This window comes from Allosphingosinicella sp., assembly GCF_036402135.1.
In the GTDB taxonomy this organism is placed as follows: Bacteria; Pseudomonadota; Alphaproteobacteria; order Sphingomonadales; family Sphingomonadaceae; genus Allosphingosinicella.
In genome coordinates this window covers 54,373-80,614 of sequence record NZ_DASWTN010000034.1, presented here as the reverse complement: position 1 = coordinate 80,614, position 26,242 = coordinate 54,373, and the positions used below count along the sequence as shown (strand labels likewise).

Annotated in this window: 27 protein-coding genes and 1 pseudogene; 14 read left to right on the top strand and 14 right to left on the bottom strand. The window is 64.8% G+C overall.

Annotation, left to right across the window (positions count from 1 at the left end; translation table 11 throughout):
- The 3 genes and pseudogenes from VGD10_RS10285 to VGD10_RS10275 form a co-directional block, all read right to left on the bottom strand.
- A pseudogene (locus VGD10_RS10285) lies at window positions 1–354 on the bottom strand (4-(cytidine 5'-diphospho)-2-C-methyl-D-erythritol kinase); the annotation flags it as partial.
- A complete protein-coding gene (locus tag VGD10_RS10280) occupies window positions 354–1,943 on the bottom strand; it encodes a tetratricopeptide repeat protein (protein WP_331040730.1) in 1,590 nt (529 codons plus the stop codon). The gene VGD10_RS10280 and the pseudogene VGD10_RS10285, both read right to left, overlap by 1 nt.
- A gap of 46 nt (window positions 1,944–1,989) precedes the next feature.
- Window positions 1,990–3,636 carry an electron transfer flavoprotein-ubiquinone oxidoreductase gene (locus VGD10_RS10275; RefSeq protein WP_331040729.1) on the bottom strand — a complete coding sequence of 549 codons (1,647 nt, stop codon included), beginning with the start codon at window positions 3,634–3,636 and terminating at the stop codon, window positions 1,990–1,992.
- Window positions 3,637–3,717: 81 nt separating this feature from the next.
- On the opposite strand from VGD10_RS10275, the gene VGD10_RS10270 reads away from it, so the two are divergent.
- Genes VGD10_RS10270 through VGD10_RS10260 form a run of 3 tightly spaced genes read left to right on the top strand, consistent with a single transcriptional unit; the run spans window position 3,718 to window position 7,331 of the window.
- Complete coding sequence (locus tag VGD10_RS10270) at window positions 3,718–4,479, top strand: uracil-DNA glycosylase (protein ID WP_331040728.1); 762 nt, start codon at window positions 3,718–3,720, stop codon at window positions 4,477–4,479.
- Window positions 4,476–6,215 carry a lytic transglycosylase domain-containing protein gene (locus VGD10_RS10265; protein ID WP_331040727.1) on the top strand — a complete coding sequence of 580 codons (1,740 nt, stop codon included), beginning with the start codon at window positions 4,476–4,478 and terminating at the stop codon, window positions 6,213–6,215. The genes VGD10_RS10270 and VGD10_RS10265 overlap by 4 nt, the downstream gene beginning before the upstream one ends.
- A 39-nt stretch (window positions 6,216–6,254) precedes the next feature.
- Entirely contained in the window at window positions 6,255–7,331 is a 1,077-nt protein-coding gene (locus VGD10_RS10260) for a PA0069 family radical SAM protein (protein WP_331040726.1), read from the top strand.
- On the opposite strand, the gene dnaE is transcribed toward VGD10_RS10260, so the two are convergent.
- The 5 genes from dnaE to proS all read right to left on the bottom strand — a co-directional run bounded on the left by dnaE (window position 7,328) and on the right by proS (window position 15,117).
- Entirely contained in the window at window positions 7,328–10,792 is a 3,465-nt protein-coding gene (dnaE, locus tag VGD10_RS10255) for a DNA polymerase III subunit alpha (RefSeq protein WP_331040725.1), read from the bottom strand. The two genes, VGD10_RS10260 and dnaE, sit on opposite strands and share 4 nt — an antisense overlap.
- Before the next feature lie 70 nt (window positions 10,793–10,862).
- Window positions 10,863–11,810 carry a hypothetical protein gene (locus VGD10_RS10250; RefSeq protein WP_331040724.1) on the bottom strand — a complete coding sequence of 316 codons (948 nt, stop codon included), beginning with the start codon at window positions 11,808–11,810 and terminating at the stop codon, window positions 10,863–10,865.
- Window positions 11,811–11,898: 88 nt separating this feature from the next.
- On the bottom strand, window positions 11,899–12,570 hold the full coding sequence (locus tag VGD10_RS10245; protein WP_331040723.1) for an ABC transporter ATP-binding protein: 672 nt from the start codon (window positions 12,568–12,570) through the stop codon (window positions 11,899–11,901).
- Complete coding sequence (locus VGD10_RS10240; protein ID WP_331040722.1) at window positions 12,563–13,813, bottom strand: lipoprotein-releasing ABC transporter permease subunit; 1,251 nt, start codon at window positions 13,811–13,813, stop codon at window positions 12,563–12,565. The genes VGD10_RS10245 and VGD10_RS10240 overlap by 8 nt, the downstream gene beginning before the upstream one ends.
- Window positions 13,810–15,117: a proline--tRNA ligase gene (gene proS / locus VGD10_RS10235; RefSeq protein WP_331040721.1), complete on the bottom strand. Its 1,308-nt coding sequence runs from the start codon at window positions 15,115–15,117 to the stop codon at window positions 13,810–13,812. The genes VGD10_RS10240 and proS overlap by 4 nt, the downstream gene beginning before the upstream one ends.
- A gap of 437 nt (window positions 15,118–15,554) precedes the next feature.
- Between proS and VGD10_RS10230 the strand changes: the two genes are divergently transcribed.
- From VGD10_RS10230 to VGD10_RS10220, 3 genes are read left to right on the top strand one after another with little or no spacing between them, the layout of a single operon-like run.
- Window positions 15,555–18,026, top strand: coding sequence for a CHASE3 domain-containing protein (locus VGD10_RS10230; protein WP_331040720.1), 2,472 nt, complete (start codon window positions 15,555–15,557; stop codon window positions 18,024–18,026).
- Window positions 18,026–18,397: a response regulator gene (locus VGD10_RS10225; protein ID WP_331040719.1), complete on the top strand. Its 372-nt coding sequence runs from the start codon at window positions 18,026–18,028 to the stop codon at window positions 18,395–18,397. Before VGD10_RS10230 ends, VGD10_RS10225 begins: the two co-directional genes overlap by 1 nt.
- The gene (locus tag VGD10_RS10220) at window positions 18,394–18,684 is read left to right on the top strand and encodes an Hpt domain-containing protein (RefSeq protein WP_331040718.1); all 291 of its coding nucleotides are present in this window, start codon (window positions 18,394–18,396) and stop codon (window positions 18,682–18,684) included. The genes VGD10_RS10225 and VGD10_RS10220 overlap by 4 nt, the downstream gene beginning before the upstream one ends.
- Here VGD10_RS10220 and VGD10_RS10215 read toward each other — a convergent pair.
- Genes VGD10_RS10215 through VGD10_RS10200 form a run of 4 tightly spaced genes read right to left on the bottom strand, consistent with a single transcriptional unit; the run spans window position 18,669 to window position 22,619 of the window.
- Window positions 18,669–20,090, bottom strand: coding sequence for a glycosyltransferase family 2 protein (locus VGD10_RS10215; RefSeq protein WP_331040717.1), 1,422 nt, complete (start codon window positions 20,088–20,090; stop codon window positions 18,669–18,671). The two genes, VGD10_RS10220 and VGD10_RS10215, sit on opposite strands and share 16 nt — an antisense overlap.
- A complete protein-coding gene (locus VGD10_RS10210) occupies window positions 20,087–21,130 on the bottom strand; it encodes a HEAT repeat domain-containing protein (RefSeq protein WP_331040716.1) in 1,044 nt (347 codons plus the stop codon). Before VGD10_RS10210 ends, VGD10_RS10215 begins: the two co-directional genes overlap by 4 nt.
- Entirely contained in the window at window positions 21,127–22,242 is a 1,116-nt protein-coding gene (locus VGD10_RS10205; RefSeq protein ID WP_331040715.1) for a YaiO family outer membrane beta-barrel protein, read from the bottom strand. The genes VGD10_RS10210 and VGD10_RS10205 overlap by 4 nt, the downstream gene beginning before the upstream one ends.
- On the bottom strand, window positions 22,239–22,619 hold the full coding sequence (locus tag VGD10_RS10200) for a response regulator transcription factor (protein ID WP_331040714.1): 381 nt from the start codon (window positions 22,617–22,619) through the stop codon (window positions 22,239–22,241). Before VGD10_RS10200 ends, VGD10_RS10205 begins: the two co-directional genes overlap by 4 nt.
- A 304-nt stretch (window positions 22,620–22,923) precedes the next feature.
- Between VGD10_RS10200 and VGD10_RS10195 the strand changes: the two genes are divergently transcribed.
- Together VGD10_RS10195 and VGD10_RS10190 are read left to right on the top strand one after the other, a co-directional pair.
- A complete protein-coding gene (locus VGD10_RS10195; protein ID WP_331040713.1) occupies window positions 22,924–23,070 on the top strand; it encodes a hypothetical protein in 147 nt (48 codons plus the stop codon).
- Between the two features lie 68 nt (window positions 23,071–23,138).
- Window positions 23,139–23,345 (top strand): hypothetical protein, encoded by a 207-nt coding sequence (locus VGD10_RS10190; RefSeq protein ID WP_331040712.1) that lies wholly within the window; start codon window positions 23,139–23,141, stop codon window positions 23,343–23,345.
- Between the two features lie 11 nt (window positions 23,346–23,356).
- Here the strand turns inward: VGD10_RS10190 and VGD10_RS10185 are convergent, their stop codons facing one another.
- Together VGD10_RS10185 and VGD10_RS10180 are read right to left on the bottom strand one after the other, a co-directional pair.
- Window positions 23,357–23,608 carry a hypothetical protein gene (locus tag VGD10_RS10185; protein WP_331040711.1) on the bottom strand — a complete coding sequence of 84 codons (252 nt, stop codon included), beginning with the start codon at window positions 23,606–23,608 and terminating at the stop codon, window positions 23,357–23,359.
- Window positions 23,609–23,954: 346 nt separating this feature from the next.
- A complete protein-coding gene (locus VGD10_RS10180; RefSeq protein ID WP_331040710.1) occupies window positions 23,955–24,170 on the bottom strand; it encodes a hypothetical protein in 216 nt (71 codons plus the stop codon).
- On the opposite strand from VGD10_RS10180, the gene VGD10_RS10175 reads away from it, so the two are divergent.
- The 6 genes from VGD10_RS10175 to VGD10_RS10150 all read left to right on the top strand — a co-directional run bounded on the left by VGD10_RS10175 (window position 24,169) and on the right by VGD10_RS10150 (window position 26,213).
- Complete coding sequence (locus VGD10_RS10175) at window positions 24,169–24,339, top strand: hypothetical protein (protein ID WP_331040709.1); 171 nt, start codon at window positions 24,169–24,171, stop codon at window positions 24,337–24,339. The genes VGD10_RS10180 and VGD10_RS10175 overlap by 2 nt on opposite strands.
- 385 nt (window positions 24,340–24,724) lie before the next feature.
- Complete coding sequence (locus VGD10_RS10170) at window positions 24,725–24,928, top strand: hypothetical protein (RefSeq protein WP_331040708.1); 204 nt, start codon at window positions 24,725–24,727, stop codon at window positions 24,926–24,928.
- Window positions 24,925–25,194, top strand: a complete 270-nt coding sequence (locus VGD10_RS10165; RefSeq protein WP_331040707.1) for a hypothetical protein — start codon at window positions 24,925–24,927, stop codon at window positions 25,192–25,194. Before VGD10_RS10170 ends, VGD10_RS10165 begins: the two co-directional genes overlap by 4 nt.
- Before the next feature lie 187 nt (window positions 25,195–25,381).
- Entirely contained in the window at window positions 25,382–25,567 is a 186-nt protein-coding gene (locus VGD10_RS10160; RefSeq protein ID WP_331040706.1) for a hypothetical protein, read from the top strand.
- Between the two features lie 123 nt (window positions 25,568–25,690).
- The gene (locus VGD10_RS10155; protein WP_331040705.1) at window positions 25,691–25,861 is read left to right on the top strand and encodes a hypothetical protein; all 171 of its coding nucleotides are present in this window, start codon (window positions 25,691–25,693) and stop codon (window positions 25,859–25,861) included.
- Between the two features lie 100 nt (window positions 25,862–25,961).
- The gene (locus tag VGD10_RS10150; RefSeq protein WP_331040704.1) at window positions 25,962–26,213 is read left to right on the top strand and encodes a DUF6894 family protein; all 252 of its coding nucleotides are present in this window, start codon (window positions 25,962–25,964) and stop codon (window positions 26,211–26,213) included.
- Window positions 26,214–26,242: the final 29 nt, after the last annotated feature.

Sequence of the window (26,242 nt, the reverse complement as noted above, 5' to 3'; positions counted from 1 at the left end):
GAGGCCCCAGAAGCGGGACAGAAGCCGGAGCGCGGAGGCGGCGTCCGCCGAACCGCCGCCGATGCCGGAAGCAACGGGCAGGCGCTTGTCGAGGAACAGAGCCGCGCCCGCCCCTACCCCGAACCTGTTTCGAAGCGCCTCGCCAGCGCGGAGGACGAGATTGTCCTCGGCCCCTCCTAAAGCGGCGGCAAAGGGGCCGGAGACTTGGAGGCTGAGGGTGGTCGAAGGCTCCGCGCGGAGCAGATCGCCGTCCTCGGCGAAGGCGAACAGGGTTTCGATACTGTGATAGCCGTCTGCCTCCCGCGCCCGGACGTGGAGCGCCAGGTTGATCTTGGCGTAGGCGATTTCCTCCATCAGCGGGAGGCGAGCTCCGGCGTCCAGCCGGCGTCGATCTTGGCCTGCAGCCGGGGCGCGTCCTTCGCCTCGGCATAGAGCAAGGCGGCCTTCCAGGCGTAGCGCGCCTCATAGCGGCGGCCGACCTTGAAATAAGCGTCGCCGAGATGCTCGTTGATCTCTGGATCGGCGGCGGCGCCTTGCGCAGCCCGCTCCAGCAGCTCGATGGCTTTGGCGGTGTCGCCGGTGAGGAAATGCGCCCAGCCGAGGGAGTCGGTGATTTCGGCGCTGTCGGGCTGAAGCTTCGCCGCTTCGGCAATGAGCTTCATGGCCGCATCAATGTTCTCGCGGCGTTCGAGCTGCGCATAGCCGAGATAATTCAGAACCACCGCCTGCGTGGGCGCGAGCTTGTAAGCCGCTTCGAGCGCCGCCTTCGCCTCCGGCCAGCGCTCCGCCTGTTCGAGCGAGCCGCCGCGGAGGAGGTGGAGGGTCCATTCCGGCTGCGCGTCCGGATCCTCCTTGAGGAGCGTCAGCGCGCGGCCATAAGCTTCCGCCGCCTCCTGATGCCGGTCGAGGTCGCCGTAAATATCGCCGAGGGCCGAATAGGCCGTCACCGAGGGCCGCGCTTCGGCCGCCGCCTTCGCTTCGGCAAGCGCCTTTTCCGACCGGCCGGTCGAAGCGAGAAGGCCGATGCGGGCGCTGCTTGCGGTGTCCGCAAAAGGATCTGAAGCGGGGACCTGCGAAAGCGCGATCAGCGCGGCGTCATTCTGCTTGGCGGCCGTCAGGATATCGCTCGTCACCAGCCAGGTTTCGCTGTTTTCAGGCGCAAGGAAGGTGGCGATGCGAGCAAAGCGCAGACCGATCTCGGTGCCGCCCTGCCGCTGGAGATCGCCCGCAAGGCGGATCAGAAGCTCGGCAACGCCAGCCGAGGGCGTCGAAACGTCGCCCGGCAGCCCGCCGCGGGCTTCGACGATCTCGCGCGCTCGCAGGAGGGCGGGTGCATTCCCGTCGAGCAGGCGAAGCGCCGTCTTGCGGTCGCCCTTTCGCGCGAGGGTGGCGGCGCCGGCAATGCGGAGGCGCTGGTCGCGAAGGTTCTCGCCGCCGGCAAGCTTCAGAAGCTCTTCCGCGCCCGACTTGCGCCGGGTCGCGAGAAGGAGGAGCGGACGATGCTCGGCAGCATAGGATTGGGTGAGCGGGTTTGGCGCAGCGGCGAGAGAAGCGAGCGGGTCGCCACGCTTCGAGCCGACCGCCATCCAGGCGCGAAGCACCGGGCCGAGGAAGCTCAGCCCCTGATTCATTTCGATTGAGCCAATATAGGCGGAGGCCCGCTTCCAGTTCTTGGTACTGAAAGCCTCGCCGAGGAGAACGAGCTGCGAATCCGTGCTCGACTGGCCCGCCGCTTCGAGAGCCCTTGCCGCATTGACGGCAAGGACGCGATTTCCCGCCTCGAGCGCCTGCGCGAAAGCCTGGGTCGCAAGCACCTCGTTGCGAGGCGAGAGGGCGAGCGCCGCCGCGTAGCTTCGTGCTGCCTCGTCTGAGACGCCGGCGCTCCCCGCCACCCGCGCCTTGGCATAGGCGATAAGCGCGGCCCGATCTTCCTTCCCCGCCACAGCGGGAGAAGCGATGCCGGCCAGCAGCAGGCCGATGAGGCCAAGCCTACATGTTCGGGTAATTGGGGCCTCCGCCGCCTTCCGGGACCACCCAGTTGATGTTCTGTGTCGGGTCCTTGATGTCGCAGGTCTTGCAGTGGACGCAGTTCTGCGCGTTGATCTGAAGCCGCGGCCGCCCGCCTTCCTCGACATATTCGTAGACCCCCGCTGGGCAGTATCTCTGCTCCGGCCCGTCATATTCGGCCAGATTCACCTCCACGGGTATCTCAGCGTCCTTGAGCGTCAGGTGAATGGGCTGATCTTCCTCATGATTGGTGTTGGAGAGGAAGACGGAGGACAAGCGGTCGAAGCTGATGACGCCGTCGGGCTTCGGATAGGCGATCGGCCGCGCCATATCCTTCCGCCAGAGCGTCTCATTGTCCGGATGGTGCCGCATGGTGAAGGACAGGCCGATGCGGAGCTGGCGCATCCACATGTCGGCGCCGGCGAGCAGGGTCCCGACGGTGCCGCCGAACTTCGCCACCATCGGCTCGACGTTGCGGACCATCTTCAGTTCGTCCGCGATCCAGCTTGAGCGGAGCGCGCCTTCGTAGGCGGTGAGTTCGTCAGCCTCGCGGCCGGCGGCGATCGCCTCAAACGCGGCCTCGGCGGCGAGCATGCCGGACTTCATCGCCGTGTGGCTGCCCTTGATGCGGGGCACGTTCACGAAGCCGGCCGAACAGCCGATCAGGGCACCGCCGTTGAACTGGAGACGCGGTACGGCCTGCCAGCCGCCCTCGTTGATCGCGCGGGCGCCGTAGGAGACGCGGCGGCCGCCCTCCAGCACTTCGCGGATCGCCGGATGCTGCTTCCAGCGCTGGAATTCCTCGAACGGCGAGAGATAGGGGTTCTTGTAATTGAGCGCGACGACGAAGCCCAAGGCGACCTGATTGTTCGCCTGATGATAGAGGAAGCCGCCGCCCCAGGCGTCGTCCAGCGGCCAGCCCTGGGTGTGGATGACGCGGCCAGGCTCGTGCTTGGCCGGGTCGATGTCCCAGAGTTCTTTCAGGCCAATCCCATAGACTTGCGGCTGACTGTTCGCATCGAGATCGAAGATGCGCTTCAGTTCCTTGGTGAGGTGGCCGCGGGCGCCTTCGGCAAAGAAGGTGTATTTGCCGTGGAGCTCCATTCCCGGCTGGTAATCGGGCCGGTGGGTGCCGTCGCGGGCGACGCCCATGTCGCCAGTGGCGACGCCCTTCACCGATCCGTTTTCATGGAACAGCACTTCGGCCGCCGCGAAGCCGGGGAAGATTTCGACGCCGAGCGCTTCCGCCTGCCCCGCCAGCCAGCGGCAGAGGTTGCCGAGGCTGAGCGTATAGGTGCCCTTGTTGTTCATGAAGGGCGGCATCATCAGATGCGGCATCGAATATTTCTTAGTGGCGGTGAGCACCCAATGGTGGTTCTCGGTCACCGGCACGGTGAGCGGGCTGTCGAGGTCCTTCCAGTTCGGCAGAAGCTCGTCGAGGGCACGCGGATCGATGACGGCGCCGGACAGGATGTGGGCGCCGACTTCGGAGCCTTTTTCGAGGATGCAGACGCTGAGTTCGCGTCCGGCTTCGTTGGCGAGCTGCTTCAGGCGGATGGAGGCGGCGAGACCCGCTGGGCCGGCCCCGACGATAACGACGTCATAGGCCATGGACTCGCGTTCGGACATTCGTTCGTCTCCATCTGTCGCTGCCGTGACTCCTGTCGTCGCAAACAGCCTCGTCACGGCAGATAAGCAGCAATTTTCCGGTTGACCAGCCCGCCTGCGGCTGACTCAATGCGGCCCGTGGAGCGGGACCCTTCAAGCGCGGCAGCGGCGGCAAGCGTGCTGCAATGGTGGCAGGATGCGGGCGTCGATGTGATGATCGACGAGGAACCGCGCGACTGGCTGCGCCCGAAGGCGAAGGCGCCTGCCGCGCCTGCGCCTGTCGTAGAGGCTGCGCCCCCGGCGGAGGTGCTGCCCGGCCAGCTCGACCTGTTCCAGGCCTATTTGCGGGAAAATGGCGCCCTTCCCTTCGCTTCGCCCTCCGCGCCGCGCGTCTGCCCCTCCGGCGATCCTGCGTCCGGCCTGATGATGATCACCGACATGCCGGCGGCCGAGGATTGCAGTGCGGGCACTTTGCTTTCGGGAGAGGCCGGGCGGCTGTTCGACCGGATGCTGGCCGCAATCGGCCGCGACCGGGGCAGCATCTATCTCGCTTCGCTCGCCTGCTTCCGCTCGCCAGACGGGCGGTTCACCGATCCCGCGGCGACGCGGTGCGCGACGCTTGCGCGGCACCATATCGGGCTGGTGGCGCCCAGGGCGGCGTTGCTGATGGGCGATGCGGCGTCGAAAGCGCTGATCGGGCTGCCCACGATGAAGGCGCGCGGGCGCTGGCACGAGATCGCGACCCATGCGGGGCCGGTTAAGGCAGTCGCAACCTTCCCGCCCGATTATCTCCTGAAACTTCCGTCGGCCAAGGCGATGGCCTGGGCCGATCTTCAGCTGCTGATGCAGGGACTGAACGAATGAAGATGTTGCGTAAGCTCCTCCTTGCCGCCGCCATTGCCTTTCCTGCCGTTCCGACTGTCGTCTATGCCGCCCCTGCATCCGAGCTGAACCAGAGCCAGCGGACGAACTATCGCGAGATATTCGCGGCGATCCGCGCCGGCGACTGGGCCAATGCAGCGGCGCGGCTCGACGGCATGGGCGACGGACCGCTCCATCACGTGGCGCGGGCGGAACTCTATCTCGCCAAGGGTTCGCCGCGGGTGGAGCTTGAGCAGATATTGCCGCTGCTCGCGCGGGCGCCGGACATGCCGCAGGCGGCGCAGCTTGCGCGGCTTGCGGAGACGCGGGGCGCGACCGACCTTCCGCCGATCCCGCAGGCGCAGAACCTCGCCTGGGCGGGAAGCCAGCCGCGGCGGGCACGGGCGCGGCCGGTGAAAGGCGATCCGATCGCGGATTCGCTGGAGCCGCAGATCCAGCCGCTGATCGTCGCGGATCAGCCGGCGGCGGCCGAAGCTTTGCTTCAGCAGAGCGAATTCGCGCTGTCGAACGAGGCGCTGACGTCTTTCCGGCAGCGGATCGCCTGGGCACATTATCTGATCGGCAATTACACGGCGGCGCGGACGCTGGCGCTGCGGGGCGCGCGGGAAGGCTCGACCGAATGGGCAGTGCATGCCGAATGGGTTGCAGCACTCGCGGCGTGGCGGATGAACGACTGCCGCGAGGCTGGGCAGAGCTTCAGCCTGGTCGGCTCGCGCTCCGGCGACCAGGAGCTGTCCGCCGCCGGCCATTATTGGGCGGCGCGGGCGGACATGATGTGCGCCCATCCGGAGCGGGTGCAGGCGCATCTTCGCAATGCGGCCCGGCACCGGGAGACGTTCTACGGCCTGATCGCGGCGAGCGCGCTCGGCATCAAGGACAAGAATTACAGCGGCCTCCACGACTATCGCGATCCCGATTGGCGGCGTGTGGCGCAGCGGCCGAACGTGCGCGCAGCAGTTGCGCTCGCGGACATCGGCGAGATGCGGCTGGCGGACGAGTTCATCCGGCACCAGGCGCGGATCGGCGGTGCCGCGGATCACGACGGCCTCCTCCACCTCGCCGAGACGATGAGCCTTGCCTCCACACAATATTGGCTTGCGCACAATGCGCCGCGGGGGACGCAGGTGAATGCGTCGGCGCGCTACCCGATGCCGAACTGGCAGCCGACGCGCGGCTGGCGGGTGGATCCTTCGCTTGCCTTTGCGCACGCGCTTCAGGAATCGAGCTTCCGTGCGGAGGTGGTGAGCCCTGCTGGCGCAACCGGCGTCATGCAGGTGCGTCCGGGCACGGCAGGCGACATGGCCCGGAAGCGCGGCGAATATTTCAGCCCGGAGCAGCTGAAGCAGCCGTCGGCAAACATCGAATATGGCCAGAGCTATCTCGAATATCTGCGCGATTATCCGAGCACCGGCGGGCTGCTGCCGAAGGTGATCGCCTCCTACAATGCCGGGCCGGCGCCGATTTCGGAATGGAATGCGCGCCCGTCGGTGATGTCGGCCGATCCCCTGCTCTACATCGAGAGCATCCCTTATTGGGAGACGCGCGGATACGTGCCGATCGTGCTCCGCAATTACTGGATCTACGAGCAGAAGGCCGGGAAAGGATCGACGAGCCGGCAGGCGCTGGCGCAGGGCATGTGGCCGCGTTTTCCGGGCATGCCGGGGGCAACCGCGGTGCGGATGAACCCCGTGGGCGGCTTCGCGCAGGGCAGCAACTGAGTTCTTGCTTTGTTCTCCTGCTGAACCCATAAAGGCGGGATGCATCGACCGGATGTCCGCCACGGCAGAGGCGCGCCCGAAAACCGGACGCCGACCCGCTACAACCTTCCCGAACGCGAGGCGGACGGCGACTGGCTCGACGCGCGGGAGGAACTGGACGAAGGGCTGCCGCCGCTTCGAACCACGGTCACGGTCGAAAAGCCGAAAACGATCATCACGAAGAACAGCTCGCCCGACATAGGTTTCGACCGCTCCGTGAACGCCTATCGCGGCTGCGAGCATGGCTGCATCTACTGCTTCGCGCGGCCGACCCATGCCTTCCACGATTTGTCGCCGGGTCTCGATTTTGAATCGCGCCTGTTCGCCAAGCCCGACGCGGCGAAGCTGCTCCGCGAGGAATTGGGAAAGAAAGGCTACAGCCCCCGCCCGATTGCGATGGGTACCAACACGGACCCCTATCAGCCGATCGAGAGCAAATGGCGGATCACACGCGCCTGCGTCGAGGTGCTGCTGGAGACGCGGCATCCGCTGACCATCACAACCAAGTCGGACCGCGTGCTGCGCGACCTCGATCTGCTGGAGCCGATGGCGGAGCTGGGAATCGTCAGTGTCGCCGTGTCGATCACGTCGCTGAACCCTGACGTGTCGCGGACGCTGGAGCCGCGCGCGCCGGCGGGAAGAAAGCGGCTTGCGGCGGTGAAGCGGCTAAACGAAGCGGGCGTGCAGGCATGGGTAGCCATCGCGCCGGTTATCCCCGCTATCACCGACTATGAGCTTGAGCATATCGTCGAAGCCGCGGCAGAAGCGGGCGCGAAAGGCTGTTTCTACCTCCCCGTCCGCCTTCCTTACGAGGTGGCGCCGTTATTCCGCGCCTGGCTCGACGAACATTATCCCGACCGGGCGGCCAAGGTGATGGGCATTATCCAGTCCCTCCGCGGCGGCAAGGACAATGACCCGAACTGGTTCACCCGCATGCAGGGCTTCGGGCCTTGGGCAGACCTGCTCAGGACCCGCTTCGAGAAAGCGGTGAAAAAGCACGGCATCCCGCAGGAGCGGCTGTCGCTCAGGACGGACCTGTTCCGCCCGCCCGAGGGGCCGCAGATGCGGCTGTTCTAGGAGACGAGCGCGAGGCGGGGCGCTTCGGCGACGGAGAGGCGGACGGCGGTGACGCCTTCGACGCGTTCGATGCGGGCTGCCATTTCGGCGTCGAGCAGGAAGTCGCGGCCTAAGATAAGGTCGGCGTCGCCTGTGTCGAGGCGCGCCTTGAGGCGAAGCTGGCCTCCGCCGCCGCGATCGTTCGCCACCGCATCGGCGAGGCGGCGGATGGCGCCCGCATCCTCCACCTCGACTTCAAGCTGGAGGCGCGTGCGCTTCGACAGGTTCTCGAACGACTGGATGCTGCGGATGGTGACGCGCGGGGTTTCCTCGCCGGGGCGGCGGTCAAGCTCCACGTTGAGGAGGCCGCAGCCGCCCGCTTTTGCGGCGTCTTCGACCTGCGTGGCGACAAGGTCATCAAACACGGTGGCAACGAACTGACCGGAGGAATCGGACAAGGTTGCCATCAGGTAGCGGCGGCCCTTGGCGGAGGTGCGCCAACGCGCTTCCTCGACGAGACCCGCCATCACCGCCGCCGAGCGGCCGCCATCGGCGGGTGCCGGGAGCTCGGCAAGCTGGGCGAAGCTCCGGGCGCCATGGGCGCTGGCGAGGTGCCGGTAATTGTCAACGGGATGCGCGGAGAAATAGAAGCCGAAGCTTTCCTTCTCGGCCGCCATGCGCTGCGCGAGCGACCAGCTTTCTGAGGAGGGCATGCGGATCGGCACGACATTGGCCGCGCCTTCACCGAACAGGCCGCCCTGCCCGCTGGTCCGCGCATCGGCAGCGCTTGCGGCATGGGCGAGGATGGTCTCGGCCGCGGCGAAGACGGCGGCGCGGTTCGGCGCGACCTCGTCGAACGCGCCGCCGCCGGCGAGGCTTTCGATCTGGCGGCGGTTGAGGAGGCGCGGATCGACGCGCTCGGCAAAGTCGTCGAGCGTCTTGAAGGCGCCGTTCGTCCGCCTTTCCTCGACGAGCTGCTCCATCGCCTTTTCGCCGACGCCCTTGAGCGCGCCTAGGGCGTAGCGGACCGCGTGGCCCTCCTCCCGCTCCTCGACGACGAATTCCGCTTCGCTCGCGTTGATCGACGGCGGCAGGCATTCGACCTCGAGCCGCCGCATATCCTCGACAAAGATAGCGAGCTTGTCCGTCTGGTGCATGTCGAAGCACATGGAGGCGGCATAGAATTCCACCGGATAATGCGTCTTCAGCCACGCGGTCTGATAGGCGACGAGCGCGTAAGCGGCCGCGTGGCTCTTGTTGAAGCCGTAGCCTGCGAACTTGTCGATCAAGTCGAACAATTCGTTGGCCTTGGCCTTGCCGATGTCATTGGCGGCGCAGCCGGTGACGAAGCGTTCGCGCTGGGCGTCCATCTCCGACTTGATCTTCTTCCCCATGGCGCGGCGGAGAAGGTCGGCCTCGCCCAACGAATAGCCAGCGAGGACCTGCGCCGCCTGCATGACCTGTTCCTGATAGACGAAGATGCCGTAGGTTTCCTTCAGCACCTCCTCCAGCATGGCATGCGGATATTCGATTGGCTCGCGGCCGTTCTTGCGCGCGCCGAACATCGGGATGTTGTCCATCGGGCCCGGCCGGTAGAGCGAGACGAGCGCGATGATGTCGCCGAAATTGTCCGGCTTCACCGCCGCGAGCGTGCGCCGCATGCCTTCCGATTCCAACTGGAAGACACCGACCGTCTCGCCGCGCTGCAGGAGCTTGTAGACTTCTGGATCGTCCCATGAGAGGCGGTCCAGATCGACCCTGATGCCCCGCAGGGCGAGCATCTGCACCGCCTTTTGAAGGACGGAGAGAGTCTTCAAACCGAGGAAGTCGAACTTCACGAGGCCGGCCGCCTCAACATATTTCATGTCGAACTGCGTGACCGGCATGTCGGAGCGCGGGTCGCGGTAGAGCGGGACGAGCTTGTCGAGCCGCCGGTCGCCGATCACCACGCCGGCTGCGTGAGTCGAGCTGTGCCGCGGCAGGCCTTCGAGCTTCATCGCAAGGTCGAACAGGCGGCGGACGTCCGCGTCGTTCTTATACTCGGCGGCCAGCTCGGAGACGCCGTTCAGAGCCCGCTCCAGTGTCCACGGGTCGGTCGGATGGTTGGGGATGAGCTTGGCGAGCCGGTCGACCTGGCCGTAGCTCATCTGGAGAACGCGGCCGGTGTCCTTCAGAACGGCGCGCGCCTTCAGCTTACCGAAGGTGATGATCTGCGCAACCTTGTCCGAACCATAACGCTGCTGGACGTAGCGGATCACCTCGCCGCGACGGGTTTCGCAGAAGTCGATGTCGAAGTCCGGCATCGACACGCGTTCCGGATTGAGAAAGCGTTCGAACAACAGGTTCAATTTGATCGGATCGAGATCGGTGATGGTGAGCGCCCAGGCGACCACCGAGCCCGCGCCGGAGCCGCGTCCGGGCCCCACTGGGATGTCGTTTTCCTTCGCCCATTTGATGAAGTCGGCAACGATCAGGAAATAGCCCGGAAAGCCCATGCCGACGATCACGTCGACCTCGAAATCGAGCCGGTCGAAATAGGCTTTCCGTGCTTCTTCGCCGAGATCGTTATAGTTGGCCAGCCGCGCCTCGAGCCCTGCCCGCGCGTCGACCCGAAGCTGCTCTGCCTCCGCATCCGTATTGCCGGCGATGCTAGGAAGGATCGGCTTCCGCTTCGGCGCGCCGTAAGCGCAGCGGCGGGCGATGACGGAGGTGTTTTCGATCGCTTCCGGAATATCCTCGAACAGCTTCCGCATGTCAGCGGGCGGCTTCATCCAGGCCTCGGACGAAGATTTGATGCGGTCGTCGCGATCGAGCTGGCTCGATTGGGCGATGCAAAGCATCGCGTCATGGGCGCGGTGGAAGGCCGGGTCGACGAAGCTTGCCGGATTGGTGGCGGCGAGCGGCAGGTCGCGAGCATAAGCGAGGTCGATCAGCCCTTCTTCGGCACGCTGCTCCACGGCCTCGCCGCGGCGGCTCAGTTCTATGTACAGGCGCCCGGGGAACAGGCGATGCAGAGCATCGAGATAAGCCTGCGCCTTATCCGTCTGCTCCTCTGCGAGAAGCCGGGCGAGCGCGCCCTCCCCGCCCGCCGTGAGCGCGATCAGGCCGTCGGTGCGGCCTTCCAACGCGGCGAAGGATACGTGCGCCTCTTCCTCAAGCGGCCGGTCCATATGAGCCGACGAGACGAGGCCGCAGAGATTTTCATAGCCTCGCTCGTTCTGAACATAGAGGGCCAGCCAGTCGAGCTGCCCCTTCCCGTCGGGCCGAGCCACGCCGAGCATCGCGCCGATGATCGGCTGCACGCCCTCTCCCTTACAGGCGTCGGTGAAGGGCATGGCGGCGTAGAGGCCGTTGCGGTCGGTGACGGCAGCGGCGGGGAAGTCGAGGCACTTAGCCTGCTTGGCGATCGCCTTCGGCTCGATCGCCCCTTCGAGCATCGTGTAGCTGGAGAATATGCGGAGGGGCACATAGGGCGCGGCCATGTGCCCTGTATGGGCACTTAGGTGGCCGATTGGAACAGCCGCAGCCGCTTTTCCACAGCTTTGGAAGGGCCTAGTTCAGGTCCTCCATGATGTCGTCGATTTCCTCCATCCGTCCTTCATAGGCTTCCTCGATGCACTCCGCGTCTGGGCAACGTTCGCGATAGGCGAGGAAGCGGCCGCGCGTCTGTTCGAGCACGCGGCGGGCGCGCGGATTGGCTCTGGAAAGGGCGGAAAAATAGCGGGCGGACATGGCTCGATCCCGGGCGGCGAGGCGGTCGCTCGAGCAGACCATCCGCTCGCTCCGCGTCCGAGCATTTCGGCAGTTGAAGCTTGGGTTCGAGCTTGCGGTGCGCGTGGGCGCCGGCTGCGCCTTGGGTTGCGGCGGGACGGGCCTCGCGACCGGGGCCGGCTGCCTTGCAGGGGGCGGCGGGGCTGCGACAGGCTCCGCATCGTCGGTATCGACGTCATTTTCGGCGAGTTCGGTCACTTGCGGATCCTCGCCCGGCGTCTGGAGCGGCTCGCCACCAAGGTCAAAGGCGGCGAGCCTGGCGACGATCGGCTCCGCACCGGTGAGGCGGTAGACGAGGCCGCTGCCGTCCGCCGCCGGCTGCGCGATATATTCGATGTCGGCGGCAAGGCGGCGCTGGCCGCCGAGACCCCGCTCGGCGCCCGGGGGAACCTCCAGCACGATGCGGCCTTCGCAGACGGTCACGTTACGAGCCGGATCGCGGCTAGTGACGACAGGGTTTTCCATGCGGACGACGCTGCTCGCGGCAAGCGCGTCGAAATCGCTGTCGGCGGGGCGGTTCTGCGCGGCCGTGCTGAACATGGCCTGCTTCAGCTGGTTGTAGGCCGCGGCGGATGCGCAGGCACGCTGCCCCGCCTGATCCTGGACCTCGGCCACCTCGACCTTTCGCGCGGGCTCCCTCGTCTCCTCCGCCGGGGGCAAGGAATAGCCCAAAGCTGCCGCCGCAACGGCTGCAACGCCTGTCAAAGCCCAGATCGATCTTCTGTCCATCCTGCCGCCCTATCGAAGCCGAAGTCGCGCCATGAACGCGCGAAGGCTTGCATATTTGCATGGCCGACGCGGAAAGCCGGAAGTTACCTTATTCGAGGACGCCCTCATGGAGGCGGACCACGCGGTCCATCTTCGCAGCCAGCCGCTCGTTATGGGTAGCGACGAGCGCTGCGCGTCCTTCCTCACGGACGAGGCGGAGGAATTCGGCGAGAACGACGTCGGCTGTGGCTTCGTCGAGATTGCCAGTGGGTTCGTCGGCGAGGACGAGCGCAGGCCGGTTCGCCAGCGCTCGGGCCACGGCCACGCGCTGCTGCTCGCCGCCCGAGAGCTTGCTCGGCTTGTGCGTCAGGCGGTGGCCGAGCCCGAGCGAGGTCAGCAGCGATTCCGCCCGCTCCCGCGCATCAGCCGTCTCCGCGCCGTGGATGAGCTGGGGGAGAATCACGTTCTCGGCCGCGTTGAAATCCGGGAGCAAGTGGTGGAACTGGTAGACGAAGCCGAGCGCGTCGCGGCGAAGGCGGGTGCGGCCGTCATTGTCCAGCCGCGCAGCCTCTTCGCCGTTGATTCGGATCGAACCCTCGAAGCCGCCTTCGAGCAGCCCGACAGCCTGGAGCAAGGTCGACTTGCCCGAGCCCGATGGACCGAGCAGAGCAACGATCTCGCCCTGCCCCACGTCGAGGTCGATGCCGCGGAGCACGTGGATCGTCTCGCCGCCCTGCTCGAAATTGCGGCGCAGGTCGCGGACCCCCAGAACCTTACTCATAGCGGAGGACCTGCACCGGATCGGTATTCGCAGCCTTGTAGGCGGGGTAAAGTGTGAAGAGGAAACTTGCGCCGACCGCCATGGCGATGACGGCGATCACCTCGAATGGGTCGGTCTTGGACGGAAGGTCGGTGAGAATTCGGACGGTCGGGTCCCACAAATTCTGCCCTGACACATATTGGACGAAATTCACGACCGGCTGCCTGAAGTAGAGCGCGATCGCCGCAAGGATCAGACCCGCCACCGTACCGAGGGTGCCGATGGTGGTGCCGACCGTGAGGAAAATCTTGAGCAGGCTCCGGCGTGAGGCGCCCATCGTGCGAAGGATGGCGATGTCGCGGGTCTTGGCGCGGACCAGCATGATCAGCGAGGAGAGGATGTTGAACACCGCAACGAGGATGATCAGCGACAGAATCACGAACATCGCGACGCGCTCGACCGACAGCGCCTCGAAAATCGCGGAATTGGTGGAACGCCAGTCGGCGACCACCGCCTGCCCAGCGACTGCCTGCTGAAGCGGCGCGAGGATCTCGCCAACCCGGTCGGCGTCGACCGTCTGCACCTCGACCATTCCAACCGCATTATCGAGCATCAGCAGGGTCTGCGCGTCCTCGATAGGCATCAGCACGAACACCTTGTCGAAATCGTAGACGCCGACTTCGAAGATAGCGCCGACCTCGTAGGAGACGATGCGAGGCACTGTACCGAACGGCGTCGTCGGCCCGTCCGGGCTGATGAGGCTGATCTGTCCGCCGACGGTGGCGCCGAGCGACTGGGCAAGCTGCGATCCGATCCCAACCCTTTCCGACCCTGGCTGAAGCGATTCCAGCGAGCCGGCAAGAACCTTCCCCTGAAGCGTCGAATTGTCGAGTATGTCCTCGCGCCGCATGCCGCGGACGAGAATGCCTTCGACGCGGCCCTGATAGCTTGCCATCAAAGGCTGCTCGATCAGCGGCACGGCGGAGGTGACGCCCTCTGTCCGCCGCGCCTGCTCGGCGATCTGCTGCCAGTTCTGGAGGCGGCCGCCATAGCCCTGGATCACGGCGTGGCCGTTAAGGCCCACAACCTTCTCGAACAGCTCGGCGCGAAAACCGTTCATCACGCTCATCACGATGATGAGCGCGGCGACGCCGAGCATCACGCCCGCAAGGCTGAACCCAGCGACCAGAGCGATGATGCCGTCACCTTTTCCGGGCAGCAGGTAGCGCTTCGCGATAACACGCTCGTAGCGGGAGAGGATCATGCGGCGGCGAGCCTCGCTATCGCGCTCTCCAGCGACAATTCCTCGCGTTCGCCGGTGGCGCGCCGCTTCAGCTCGACCACACCTTTCTCAAGCCCCTTCGGCCCGACGATCAGCTGCCAGGGCAGGCCGATCACGTCCATGGTGGCGAACTTGGCGCCGCCGCGTTCGTCGCGGTCGTCATAGAGTGTCTCGACGCCTGCCGCCTGGAGCTGGCGGTAGATCTCGTCCGCGGCGCTGGTGCAGTTCGCATCATCCGCCCGCATGTTGATGAGCCCGACACGGTAGGGCGCAACGCTTTCCGGCCAGACGATCCCGTTTTCGTCATGGCTCGCCTCGATGATCGCGCCCATGAGACGAGAGACGCCGATGCCGTAGCTTCCCATCTGCGGGTGAACGGTGCCGCCGTCCGCCGTCTGCACGGACATGCCCATGGAAGCGCTATATTTGGTACCGAAGGCGAAGATATGGCCGACCTCGATCCCGCGCCGCTGACGGAGGCGATCGGCGGGCACGGGGCAGTTCTCGACCTTCTGATGCTCCTCCTCCTCCATTGCATAGAGGCCCGTGAGCTTGGCGATGGTGGAAGCGTCGGCGGAAAGCAGCTCCTCCTTCGACACGTCCTCAAGGGCCGCGTCGTAGAAGACCGCGCTTTCCCCGGTTTCGGCGAGAATGTGAAATTCATGGCTGAGGTCGCCGCCGATGGGACCAGTGGGCGCCTTCACCGGCACCGCCTGCAAACCGAGACGGGCGAAGGTACGAAGATAGGCGACGAACATCGCCTCGTAGCTCGCCCTGAGGCCTTCCTCGTCGAGATCGAAGCTATAGGCGTCCTTCATCAGAAATTCGCGGCCGCGCATAACGCCGAAGCGGGGGCGAACCTCGTCCCGGAACTTCCACTGGATATGATAGAGCGTGCGCGGGAGGTCGCGATAGCTCTTCACGGCGTCGCGGAAGAGGATGGTGATCATCTCTTCGTTGGTGGGCCCGTAGAGCATCTCCCGGTCATGCCGGTCGCGGAGGCGCAGCATTTCAGGACCATAGGCGTCGTAGCGGCCGGACTGGCGCCAGAGGTCGGCGGACTGGATAGTCGGCATCAGAAGTTCGACCGCGCCCGCCTTGTCCTGCTCCTCGCGGACGATCTGCTCGATCTTCTTCAGCACGCGGAAGCCGAGCGGCAGCCATGCATAGATGCCCGCGGCGGTCTGGCGGATGAGCCCCGCACGCAGCATCAGCTTATGGCTGACGATCTGCGCATCGGCAGGCGTTTCCTTCGTGACGGGCAGGAAGTAGCGGGAAAGACGCATAGGCTGAGGCTGAAGTCCGGTGAGGCAAAAAAGATGCGCGACCTCTAGGAGAGGCCCCGGCGCAAGGCAACTGCGGGTGCATTGTGGCTATCGCGACACAGCACAGCGTCAAATTGCCACACAGGTCGATTGCGGCATGACAAAGATTGTGACTTTGCATAGCCTTATGATCACGAAACGAAAGCCGTAACGGCCACGGTTCGGGGAGCTTCGGCCCCGCTTTCCTCTGCGAGGTGAGGACGGCGCGCGGGCTGAAGATCAAAAAGGGGGTTTGGCGATTCTCAATCGTCACGCAGGTGCCCGGACCGAAAGGTTCGGGCACTTGTCGCATCTGAATAGCGCAAACTTCGTTGCAGCTTCGAAAAGGCTCTGCTTAGAGGGGGCTAATGACGGCGGCGGAAAAGCAGAGATCGCGAAACGGGCATCGCAATTTCGCGATGCTGAGCATAGTCGCCGTTCCACTCATCCTCATTCTGACGACGCTGCTTCTGGCGCAGCAGTTCGACGAGACGCGGAGCATTCGGCAGCAAGTCGATAAATCCTACGTGACCCGGGCTCAAATCCAGACAGTGCTCTCGCTCCATCAGGATCTCGAGACGGGACAGCGCGGCTATATCCTCACAGGCAACGCCGATTTCCTCGAGCCCTATCGCGAGGCACGACAGAAGGTAGCGCCGGCGCTCGACAGTCTGGAAAGAAGCATCAGCCAAGAACCCGATTTCGGCAGCGGATTTGCGGAGGTGAGGCAGCTCAGCCGGGAGAAACTCGCCTTCGCCGATGAAGCCGTGCGCCTGAGGCAGCAAGTCTCACTGGACGCTTCCATGCGGCTGATTGTCACCGGGCGCGGCAAGGCGATCATGGATCAGCTGCGCGCGCGGCTGCGCGACCTGGATGCAATCGAGCAGCGCCATCTGGCCGAGGCGACGGCAGATGCGGAGGCCTCCCGGCAACGGACGAAATTTCTGACCCTCGGACTTCAGGCACTGCTGCTCTCCCTCCTCGTCGCGGCGGCGTGGATCACGCACCGGGCGATGCGTGCGCGGAGGAAGGATCTGGACCGGCTTCGCGACCTCAGTGCGCGACAGGAAGCGATCTTTGACGCCACGACCGACGGCATGATCACGCATGATCCAAAGGGGTATATCGAAAGCCTCAATCCCGCTGCAGCGGCCATGTACGGCTATGCGCCCGAAGAGCTGATCGGCCGCCATGTCGAAGTGCTCTTCGCCGATCCGCCGAAGCCGGAGCATCTTGAACTCTTCTTGGAGCGCCTGGCCGGCAACAAGGTGAGCAGGTCTTCGCACGTCCAGGAATTTGTCGGCAAGCGCCGGGACGGCAGCACCTTCACCACGGACGTCGCGACGAGCGCCGTTCCGCTCGCCGACGGGCTTCATTTCGTGGCGGTCATCCGCGATGTCACCGAACGTCGCCGCGTCGAGCAGATGAAGACGGAATTCGTATCCACCGTCAGCCACGAACTGCGCACCCCGCTCACATCCATCGCCGGATCGCTTGGACTGCTCGCGGGCGGCGCGGCCGGCGCGCTCCCGGAGCGTGCCGACAAGCTCATCAAGATCGCCCATTCGAACAGCGAACGACTGGTGCGGCTCATCAACGACATTCTCGATATCGAGAAGATCGAGTCCGGCAAGATGACGTTCGACATTCAGGAGGTGCCTTTAAAGCCGCTCGTCGAGCAGGCGGTTCAGGCCAACCGCGCTTTTGCCGACGGCTTCGGAGTCAATCTGGAGCTGGAGCCGGGCGGCGACGAAGCCGTCGTGCTTGCCGATCCGGACCGGCTGACGCAGGTCGTCACTAACCTCCTGTCCAATGCCGCGAAATTCTCGCCGCGCGGCGAGACAGTTTCGATCCTGCTGACACCGGTGGGCAAAATGCACCGGCTAACGGTGACGGACAAAGGGCCCGGCATTCCCGAAGAATTCAAGAACCGCATCTTTTCGAAGTTCGCCCAGGCGGATGCTTCGGACACGCGGCAGATGGGAGGCACCGGCCTCGGCCTCAGCATCGTCAAGGAGATCGTCAGCGCGTTCGGCGGAACGATAAGCTTCGAAACGGCCGAGGGACGTGGCACGTCGTTCCACGTCGATCTGCCGGCCGCCAAGGCAGCTAAGGCTCCAAAGCCGCAACCGGCTTCCGATGAAGAAGCGCCAGATGAACGGCCGCGTATCCTCATCTGCCAGGGCGAACCGGATAGTGCCGAACAGTTGCGGCAGAGCCTCCAGAAGACGTGCTGCGACACCGATGTCGCCCGGTCTGAGGAGGAGTTGCGGGCCTTCACGGCCGAGAATGTCTATGCGGCAATCCTTCTCGACCTGTCGCTGCTCGGCGAGGGGTCGAGCCGCCTAATCCGCGAGCTGCGTTCCGATCCGCGGCACGCCGCGACGCCAATCCTCGTGGCTTCATCAGAAGCGGACGGAGAGGTTTCCCAAGCCCTTTCGATCGCCGACTGGCTGCATCGCCCGCTGACGCCGGACCGGCTTGTCGATGAAGTCGGAGAGGCCGTCGCCCGGCTCCCAGGAGACAAGCCCTGCATCCTCCATGTCGAAGACGATCCCGACGTGCTTCGGGTCGTCGCAAGCGCATTCGAGGATAAGGCGGACCTGAAGTCCGTCATGAACATCGCCTCCGCGCGCGCCGCGCTTCAAGCCCGCTCCTATGACCTCGTCATTCTGGATCTGGAGCTTCCCGGCGGAAATGGGCTCGACCTGTTGCCGGAGATGAGAAATGAAGATGGGAAGCCTATTCCGGTCGTGATCTTCACCGCCCGCGACAGCGTTCCCGAAGTCGCACGGCAGGTCGAGGCGACGCTGGTCAAATCGCGCGCCAGCCTTGCAGACCTCGTCGAGACCGTCGAAAGCCTCGTTAACCGCAGCAGCCGGAGGGCCTAATGACCAGCCGCATTCTCTATGTCGACGACGAGGAGGATATCCGGGAGGTCGCTTCCATGTCGCTGGAGCTCGACCCCGGTCTGGAAGTGCGCACCTGCTCATCGGGCATCGAGGCCATCCCAGCCGCCGCCGAATGGCAGCCGGACCTCATCCTTCTCGACGTCATGATGCCGAACATGGACGGGCCGACGACCTTCTCGAAGCTGAAAGCACAAGCGGAGACGGCGGACATACCGGTCGTCTTCATTACGGCGCGGACTCAGGCGCAGGAGGTCGAGGCCTTCAAGGCGCTCGGCGCGAAAGGCGTCATCGCCAAGCCGTTCGACCCGATGAGCCTTGCCGGGAAAGTGCGCGAGTATCTCGCCCAATGAGCGCATTCGACGAGCGGATGGCGCAGCTTCGCGCCCGCTTCGTCGTCCGCGCCGCCGAGCAACGGGAACAGCTCACCGCCGCCTTGATGGCTGGGGACCGGGATGAGGTGCGGCGGCTTGCACACGGCCTTTCCGGAAGCGCGGGCGTGTTCGGCTTCCCCGAAATCAGCGTGGACGCGCAGGCGGTCGAGGAAGCGGTGGATGAGGGCGCGTCCGATGAAGAGCTGAAGCCGCTTGCATCGAAGCTGCTCGACCGGCTTGCCGCTGCGTCTCAGGATGCAGACTGAAAGCCTTTCCGGGTCATCTGACCCCATCCCTGCTGCTTCCGTAAGAACTGCCAGAAGCCGCGCAGGCGCCAGAAATTGCTGAGCTGGCGATAGCCGAAATTCTCAATGACCGAGATGAAGGTCAGGATGACGAGATCGCTCGCGCGGGGAAAGCGGCGGAGCTCCACCTCTTCCAGAATGAGGGTCGCGACGCTGACGAAAATGCCGAAAGTGAAGGTGATCGCGACGAAGGCGAGTAGATATTCGACCGCGAGCAGCCCGACCGCCCAGAGGAGCGGGACGAGCACATAGCCAAGCACTTCGACGATGGGGCCCAGCACGTCGACGATCAGCACCTGGCCGAAGCCGAGGAAGCCGATGCGTCCGTAGCGCGGATTGAACAACATATCCTTGTGCTTGAAGAAGCATTCGAGGGCGCCGCGCTGCCAGCGGGCGCGCTGCCGGCCGAGAATAGTGAGATCGTCCGGCGCTTCCGTCCAGCAGACGGGCTCCGGGATGAATTCGATGCGGTAGGGCTGCTTTCGATCCCGCAGAAGCCGGTGGAGCTTGACGATCAGCTCCATATCCTCGCCGACCGTGCCGTGGCTGTACCCGCCGACCTCGACCGCAAGCTCACGCTTGAAGAGTCCGAAGGCGCCCGAGATGACCATCAGTATCTGCATCTTCGACAGCGCGAGACGCGCCATCAGGAAGGCGCGGAGATATTCGACGATTTGGACGAGCGCGAGGAACTTGGCCGGGAGCTTCACCTCCAGCACCCGGCCAGCCGCGATTTTGCTACCGTTAGCGATGCGGATCGTGCCGCCGACAGCAACCGTCAGCGTCGGCTCCTCGATATAAGGCCGGACCGCGCGGAGCAGAGCGTCCGATTCCAGCAACGAATCCGCATCGATCGAGCAGAAGAGCGGCGCGCGCGAGACGTTAATGCCGGCGTTGAGCGCGTCCGACTTGCCTCCATTTTCCTTGTCGACCACCAGCAGTCGCGGAAGCCGTGGCGAGGCGTAGAGGCCGCGGATCGGCTGATGCTGGACGCTGAGGTCGTAGAAACGCTCCACCCGCTCGACGCCGAAATGGTCGATCATGCGCTGGAGCGTCCCGTCCTTAGACCCGTCGTTGATCACGATCACTTCGAAGTCGGGATAGTGGAGGGCTAGCAGCGAATTGACGCTTTCGACGATCGTCACCTCCTCGTTGAAGGCGGGCGCAAGTACGGCGATGGGCGGCGCGTGATCGGCGTAGCGGCGCCAGAGGAGCGAGGCGCGGGAGATGGGCGGCCGTGCGGCAAGCGCGGCGCCCGCATAGACGAGCTGGACGATGTAGAAGCCGGTCTGGATGAGGCCCGTCGCAATGACGACCATTGCGATTGTCGACGCGCTGTCGATGGCGAGCTGATGCCAATCAATCATGCGAGGCCCCGTTCGGCGAGGGTGAGCTGGGCGGTGGACCTGGCGGGTTCCGGCGCGTGCTCGGCGGCTTCGGTAAGCGCCCAGCGTCCGGTTTCGCCGAGCAGCGCCAGCGCCTCCCCTGCCCTGAAGCGCACCCACCAGTGGCTGTCGCTGAGGAGCGCGGCAAGACGGTTGGCAGCGTCAGTCATGCCGATCTTGCCCGCCGCTTCGGCCGCGGCCGCCCTCACTTTCCATTCCGGACTGTCCAGCACCTTGGACACGGCGCTGGCCGCGGCAGGATGGCCGAAGTCGCCCAGCGCGTCGAGATAGCGGGGAAGCTCCTCCGCATCGTCCGGCGCAGCGAGGACAAGCTTGGCAATGATCGGCACCAGCGAATAATCGCCCGAGGCGGACAGCGCGTCGATAGCCGCAACCTTGACATAGGGATGCGTGTCAGGCGCCTCGATCAGCTCGCGTATCTCGCCCGGCCGCTCGCGCGCGACCTCCTCGAACAGGCCGACGGTCAAGGCGGAAGATTCATGCGTGCCGAGCCCCAGTTTCTCGACAAGCTCCCGCGCCGGCGGCGCCTGGCCGACGGACGCAAGGGCGAGGGCTGCGGCAAGCCGGACGTCGGCATTGGGATCATCCAGCGCCCGGCGGAGCCGGTCCATCGAAATCGCATCGTCTGCGAAGTCGGCGAGCGCCTCGGCAGCGGCAAGGCGGGTACGCGGCGAGCCGTGGTCGAGCCGGTAGCGGAGGCGTTCGGCCACACCCAGGCGCTCGGCGCTGGCGACGAAATTCTCCTTATCCTCGCCGCGCACCATCTGGATCAGCTCGGTCGCGAGATCGGTGAGGAGGTCCGGCGCGCGCTCCGCCTCGGCAAGCTGCTCACCGTTCGCCTCGCCGCCGAGGAGCAGGGGCACGAGGCGGCGGCGTTCGGCCTCCCGCGCCCGCGCCCGCCGCTGCGAAATCCAGCGGGCGATGATGAGGCCGACCATGATCGCGAGGGCGATCAGCGAGATTATAAGCGAGACGAGCCAGAGCGCGTAAAGCGTGCTCAAAAGCGCCAGCCCATCCCGAGGCCAAGCTGCAGCCGGTCGAAGCCGTTCTCCCGGTCCTCATGCGCCAGCGAAAGGCGGAGGGTGGAGCGGTCGGTCACATCGTAGCTGAGGCCGCCGAAGACGCTGAACGTGTCGATTACCACACCTTCGGACGTGTCGGGCGCATCGGAGAGGCCGGCGAAGAGGCGGAGGCGCGGGCTTGCCAGCACGTCGCCGCGGGCGAGCCAGCCGGACTGATGGTCGCCATCTTCGTCCCAGATGTTGATCCAGCGGGCGCTGATCCACGCATTGCCGTTGGCGAGATATTGTTCGATGCCGGGCGACAGCGTCTGGATGTCGCCGGAGCGATATTCGGCATGGCGCGCGTCGAGCGTAAGGACGGTCGCGGTGGGGCCGGTCGAGACACGGACGCCGCCGCCGAGACCCACCTGCCATTCGGGGCGGAAGTCCGCGTTCGGGGTCGCGCCGAAGAAGACGTAGCCGTTAGCACCCGGCGAGAAACGGCGCTCGGCGCGGAGCTCGCCATAGGTGTCGGTGCGGCCGAAGCGGCGGGAGAGTTCGACGCCGCCGCTGACGAGGGTGCCGGGGCTCGGCTGATAGCCGAGGCGGATTGCGCCTTCCTTCCAGTCCTGCTGCTGCTCCACCCAGGAGTAGTTGCCGTCGAGATCGAGGCGCCAGCGCCAGAGGTTGAGTTCCTCGGCGCCCCTTGCGTCGATCAGGACCGCAAGCTGCCTTCGGAGGGCAGAGGCCTCCGCGTTCGAAGGATCGACCGGCTCCAGTGCCGCAAGCGCGGCGGCCCTGTCGCCGCGGCGCTGGGCGACGCGGGCAAGGCCGATGCGGGCGTCGGTGTAATCGGGGGCGAGGCTCAGGGTACGGCGGAAGGCGGCCTCCGCATGATCGAGATTGCCGGCGGCGAGCTGGGCGAGGCCGAGCTGCAGCCAGGCGTCGGAGTTGCGCGGCTCCGCGACGGTCGCGCGTTCGAGCAGCGTTATGGCGCGGGCGGGATCGCCAGCGAGACGCGCGGCCACGCCGGCCTGATAATCCTGCTCCGCCGTCTGCGCGAGTGCGGGCGCTGCGGCGGCAAAAGCGAGCAGTGCCGCGGCCAGCCTCATTTGCCATTCTCCATCAGGCGGGACAGGCGGGCGACCAGCTCCTCCGGGATGAACGGCTTCACGATATAGTCGCTGGCGCCGAGTTCCAGCGCACCTACGATGTCGCGTTCCTGCTTGCGCGCGGTCAGCATGATCACCGGGATGGTGGCGGTCGCCGGCTCTTCGCGGAGACGGCGGAGCACTTCATAGCCGTCCACCACCGGCATCATCGCATCAAGCACGACCGCGTCCGGCGTGCCTTCGGCCACGCGCGCCAGCGCCTCGCCGCCATCGCGGGCAACGACGACGTCATAGCCGCGGCCGCGGAGGCGATATTCGAGAAGGTCGACGAGCAAGGGATCATCGTCGCAGACAAGGACGCGTTTCGGTTCAGTCATCATTCCCCGCAAGCATAACAAAATTATCGGTAGCGGGGTCCCGGCGCGGGTTAAAGTTCGAATTTCGGCCTAAAACATGCCGTTGGTTGCTATTTTGGGCTCCAGCCCCCATATGAACAGTGCAGACGTCGCCTGGACGTGAATTGTCGACCGCCTTCCGCACAGCGAAGCGCCGGTCCATTCTTCCCATTCAAGCTATCGGCTCCGCCGCCTTGGGCGCGTATTCGCGGCCCTAAAGCAGCAGTCCCGCGCGTCGGCATTTCATCGAACGAATGACGGAGAAAGCTCCGTCCAAGGAATAATCATGCAAGTACAGACACTGGGCGGCAGCCGCCCGAAACTCACATTGGCCTATGGCGCGAAGACGCCCGGCCAGGCCCCGGCCGAGCGCCGGTCGCCGACGCTTTCCGCACGCGAACTGCGTCGGATCGTCGCAGACCTCATCGACTAAACAAATCGCGGGGGGCGGCACCTAACGGTCCGTCCCTTCGTTCCCCTTTTCAGCAACGGAGATACTTCATGGCCAAGCCGATCGCACCCTTCCTCATCAACAAGGACGAAGAGGGCAATTTCCGCCTGACAGTTCGCGAAACGCGCTACAACAGCCAGAATTATCCGCTCGTCACCTCAACCAGGCTCGACGAAAGCTTCAAGACCGCCACCGCCGCGCGCAACCACGCGAAGGAAGAGTTCGGCGCCGAAGCCGGCCAGTTTGCGACCAAGTAATTCAGAAGCGGCTAGCGGGCGGCCTGCTCGTTCGCCGCGCTGACATCCTCGCTCGTCATGTTGCCGCCGACCGCCGCGTCGGCTGCCTCGGCCTGCGCAGCCGCATCGGCAAGCGCCGCATCCGCGGCCAAATCGGCATCATTCTGCGCAGGTGCGTCGGCCACCGGCGCGGCCGCGTTGCCGCCCGCCTCCTCGCCCTCACCTGCCCCGTCGCAGGCGGCGAGTGCCAGCATCCCTAAAACGACTGCAAAGCGGCGAAGCATATCGGCCCTTCCTTTTCGGCATGAACGCCGAACCGCCCCGCTTGTTCAGCGCGCGAGCCTCCGCCGCGCCGGCGGAAGGTCACACTAAGGTCACACCAAAACGATCGCCGCAACCGAGCGAGGCGGGTGGAAGAAGTGGATCGGGGAGCTGAGGCGCATGCGTTCATCCGGCATGATGGAGCATGAAAGAGGGGGTGTAGGAAAGTTCTCTCAATGGCTGCACGTTAGCTAGCCTAAGGAGTAGCAAAACAGCCGCGCTCACTAGGGACTGCTTCTGGCGTAAGCAGACGGGTTGTCCCGAAGCTGCGAGATCTCACACTCGCCTTCTGCTGTGGATCAATAGGCGTCACCGGCCGTTCTTGCTGCCAGGAAGGTATTCCATATTACCGACAAGCAAGACCGTGCCGAGAGGCGCGCGCGGCAGGATCGCGAATTCGAGGACAACCAGCAGGATCTGAAAGACAGCATCGCAGAAAGCGAGCGGCTGGTCGGGGAAGCGGACAAGATGATCCAGCGCCACCGGGACGAATGCGAGGCCGCCGATGGCAAATAGCACCCGCATGAACGGCACGGGACGCTATCGGCGAAAAGGCTTCACGGGTATGCCGGACATCGCCTGGGTAACGGACCGCAGCATTTCCTTTGAGATCGTCGAGAACCTCTATCGCTGGCGCGGCTACCAACCTCCTTATGACGAGCTGCCCTGGCAGCACGAGCTTCCGGCGGCCTGAATGTCCGCCCTTTCGATCCGCAGTCGCAGCGCGAGCTTTCTTCGTTCTGCTTCTATGCACGCTCCAAGGCTGCGGCGATTTGCCCTAAAGCAACGCTTCTCCAAGTGCTCAGATGGAGCGCGCGATGGAAGAAGTAGTGGCTGGCCAAGAGAGAAGCGATATCAACGTCGCAGAGTTGGATGAGGATAGAAAGGCTTTGAAGACGAAGTAAAGCCCCAGATACTCCCAAAGATTGCGACAACCGAATCCTTATATTTATTTACTGACGCTATGGTTATTAGCCGTGGGTCATGCTACATGCTTCCTATCACCTGATCTTTTCCGCAAGCATCCCGTGACAGAGAGACACTCATGTGCTCCCGCTTGCACCTAAAGAGGTGATCTCATGGACAAGACATTCTGGCTCAAGAGGCAGCAGGAATCCGCCGACATGGCGCGCAACGCCACTAGCGCGGCGGCCCGCCTCGTCCATCTGGAACTGGCCGGCCGCTACAGCATCGAAGCGGCGGCGGCCGATGACAGGCCTGCGCTACACCTTGAACCGCCAACTTCGATGGAAAAGCCGTCGGACCGGGAGGAACGGCAATGAACCATTGGAAAAAACGCAGCTCCATTCCGCACCTTTCACCCGAGGAAAAGGCGCGGCAAGGGCAGGCCGTGCGGGCGACCCAGGCGGCGCTGACCTCCACCGATGCGGTGCGAGGTTTCCTCAACACCCACCAGAGCTTGCTTGGCGGACGGCCGCTTGATGTCGCGATCGAAAGCGCCGGCGGATTAGTGCGTGTCGAACAGTTCCTCGCAGGAGTAGCGGAGATCGAGGCGGAGCAGGGCCGAACGATGGCAGAGCCGCGATGATCACGCAATTTCCGGAACTCGCCCGGGACGCACAAGGCAGTCCGCAGGACCAGGCGGATCGGATGGCGCGCCACTTCGCGGAACGGGCTTCGGACGGCTCCTTCTGCGGCCGCCCTGGCCTCTTCGAGCACCATTCGAGGGTGCTCCGGCAAACGAGAGCGGAACTCGTAATGAAAGGGAAATCAATATGACGTCCGCAACGCATGCACAGCCAAGCGAGCTAAGCGCCGCCGAAGCGGACAAGGAGATGAAGCAATACGGCATCGTCCGCGTGCCCGCCGACTTCTTCGAGTATGGCGGCTATCGCTACACGAACCTTCAAGACGCCGTGGCCGAAGCGCGGAGGCATCCCTGCGGCGACATCGAGGAATAGCTTTGCGTGTAAACCCGAAGACTTTATCGCGGAAAGTAAACCGAAGCCGGCCACGCCCTGGAGCGACAGAGGCGCTTGCGCGACGCCTCTCCTCGTGGGACTGTACGGATCAGGGGGCGACTCATGAAACACTACAGAGTTCACAAGGTCACTAAGCCCGGCGGCACGATCCTAAAGACAAAACACATCATCGCAGTCGATGATGTGAAGGCCATGAAGAAGGCGTCGGACGATGCCGATTGCCCGGTCTGCGAGGTTCAACGGGACGACGTCACAGTCGGCACGCTAATCTGACGAGCCCTTCCGGCACACCACAAGCCGTCCATCAGCCGCTGGTCATCGCACGTTTTGATCCAGATCAGGAACGGAAGCGCCTCCGCCTCGCTGTGCGCCCATGCCGCGCTTCTATTTCCATGTATGCAACGGCAACGGCCTGACTGAAGATGAGGAAGGTCAGGAGCTTCCGAGCGTGGAAGCTGCACGGAAGCAAGCCCTTCTCGAAGCCCGCTCCATCATGAGTGAGGAGATGCGGGAAGGCGAGCTGAACCTGGCATCGTTCATCGAAGTGCAGAACGACGCAGGCGAGTATCTGTTTACGCTGCCGTTTGAAGAGGCCTTCAAGGTAAACCGCGACCGCCGCTGCTGAACCTGAAACACAGTATCTCAAATCCGCCT

Excerpts from the sequence above, each read along its gene's own strand:
- VGD10_RS10230 (WP_331040720.1), top strand. The coding sequence starts at position 15,555 with ATGCTGAGCATAGTCGCCGTTCCACTCATCCTCATTCTGACGACGCTG.
- VGD10_RS10170 (WP_331040708.1), top strand. The coding sequence starts at position 24,725 with ATGGACAAGACATTCTGGCTCAAGAGGCAGCAGGAATCCGCCGACATG.
- VGD10_RS10215 (WP_331040717.1), bottom strand. The coding sequence starts at position 20,090 with ATGATTGATTGGCATCAGCTCGCCATCGACAGCGCGTCGACAATCGCA.
- VGD10_RS10185 (WP_331040711.1), bottom strand. The coding sequence starts at position 23,608 with ATGCTTCGCCGCTTTGCAGTCGTTTTAGGGATGCTGGCACTCGCCGCC.
- VGD10_RS10180 (WP_331040710.1), bottom strand. The coding sequence starts at position 24,170 with ATGCGGGTGCTATTTGCCATCGGCGGCCTCGCATTCGTCCCGGTGGCG.
- VGD10_RS10240 (WP_331040722.1), bottom strand. The coding sequence starts at position 13,813 with ATGATCCTCTCCCGCTACGAGCGTGTTATCGCGAAGCGCTACCTGCTG.
- VGD10_RS10260 (WP_331040726.1), top strand. The coding sequence starts at position 6,255 with ATGCATCGACCGGATGTCCGCCACGGCAGAGGCGCGCCCGAAAACCGG.
- VGD10_RS10220 (WP_331040718.1), top strand. The coding sequence starts at position 18,394 with ATGAGCGCATTCGACGAGCGGATGGCGCAGCTTCGCGCCCGCTTCGTC.
- dnaE (WP_331040725.1), bottom strand. The coding sequence starts at position 10,792 with ATGGCCGCGCCCTATGTGCCCCTCCGCATATTCTCCAGCTACACGATG.
- VGD10_RS10245 (WP_331040723.1), bottom strand. The coding sequence starts at position 12,570 with ATGAGTAAGGTTCTGGGGGTCCGCGACCTGCGCCGCAATTTCGAGCAG.
- VGD10_RS10175 (WP_331040709.1), top strand. The coding sequence starts at position 24,169 with ATGAACGGCACGGGACGCTATCGGCGAAAAGGCTTCACGGGTATGCCG.
- proS (WP_331040721.1), bottom strand. The coding sequence starts at position 15,117 with ATGCGTCTTTCCCGCTACTTCCTGCCCGTCACGAAGGAAACGCCTGCC.
- VGD10_RS10160 (WP_331040706.1), top strand. The coding sequence starts at position 25,382 with ATGACGTCCGCAACGCATGCACAGCCAAGCGAGCTAAGCGCCGCCGAA.
- VGD10_RS10190 (WP_331040712.1), top strand. The coding sequence starts at position 23,139 with ATGGCCAAGCCGATCGCACCCTTCCTCATCAACAAGGACGAAGAGGGC.
- VGD10_RS10165 (WP_331040707.1), top strand. The coding sequence starts at position 24,925 with ATGAACCATTGGAAAAAACGCAGCTCCATTCCGCACCTTTCACCCGAG.
- VGD10_RS10150 (WP_331040704.1), top strand. The coding sequence starts at position 25,962 with ATGCCGCGCTTCTATTTCCATGTATGCAACGGCAACGGCCTGACTGAA.
- VGD10_RS10205 (WP_331040715.1), bottom strand. The coding sequence starts at position 22,242 with ATGAGGCTGGCCGCGGCACTGCTCGCTTTTGCCGCCGCAGCGCCCGCA.
- VGD10_RS10275 (WP_331040729.1), bottom strand. The coding sequence starts at position 3,636 with ATGTCCGAACGCGAGTCCATGGCCTATGACGTCGTTATCGTCGGGGCC.
- VGD10_RS10195 (WP_331040713.1), top strand. The coding sequence starts at position 22,924 with ATGCAAGTACAGACACTGGGCGGCAGCCGCCCGAAACTCACATTGGCC.
- VGD10_RS10225 (WP_331040719.1), top strand. The coding sequence starts at position 18,026 with ATGACCAGCCGCATTCTCTATGTCGACGACGAGGAGGATATCCGGGAG.
- VGD10_RS10250 (WP_331040724.1), bottom strand. The coding sequence starts at position 11,810 with ATGGACAGAAGATCGATCTGGGCTTTGACAGGCGTTGCAGCCGTTGCG.
- VGD10_RS10200 (WP_331040714.1), bottom strand. The coding sequence starts at position 22,619 with ATGACTGAACCGAAACGCGTCCTTGTCTGCGACGATGATCCCTTGCTC.
- VGD10_RS10155 (WP_331040705.1), top strand. The coding sequence starts at position 25,691 with ATGAAACACTACAGAGTTCACAAGGTCACTAAGCCCGGCGGCACGATC.
- VGD10_RS10265 (WP_331040727.1), top strand. The coding sequence starts at position 4,476 with ATGAAGATGTTGCGTAAGCTCCTCCTTGCCGCCGCCATTGCCTTTCCT.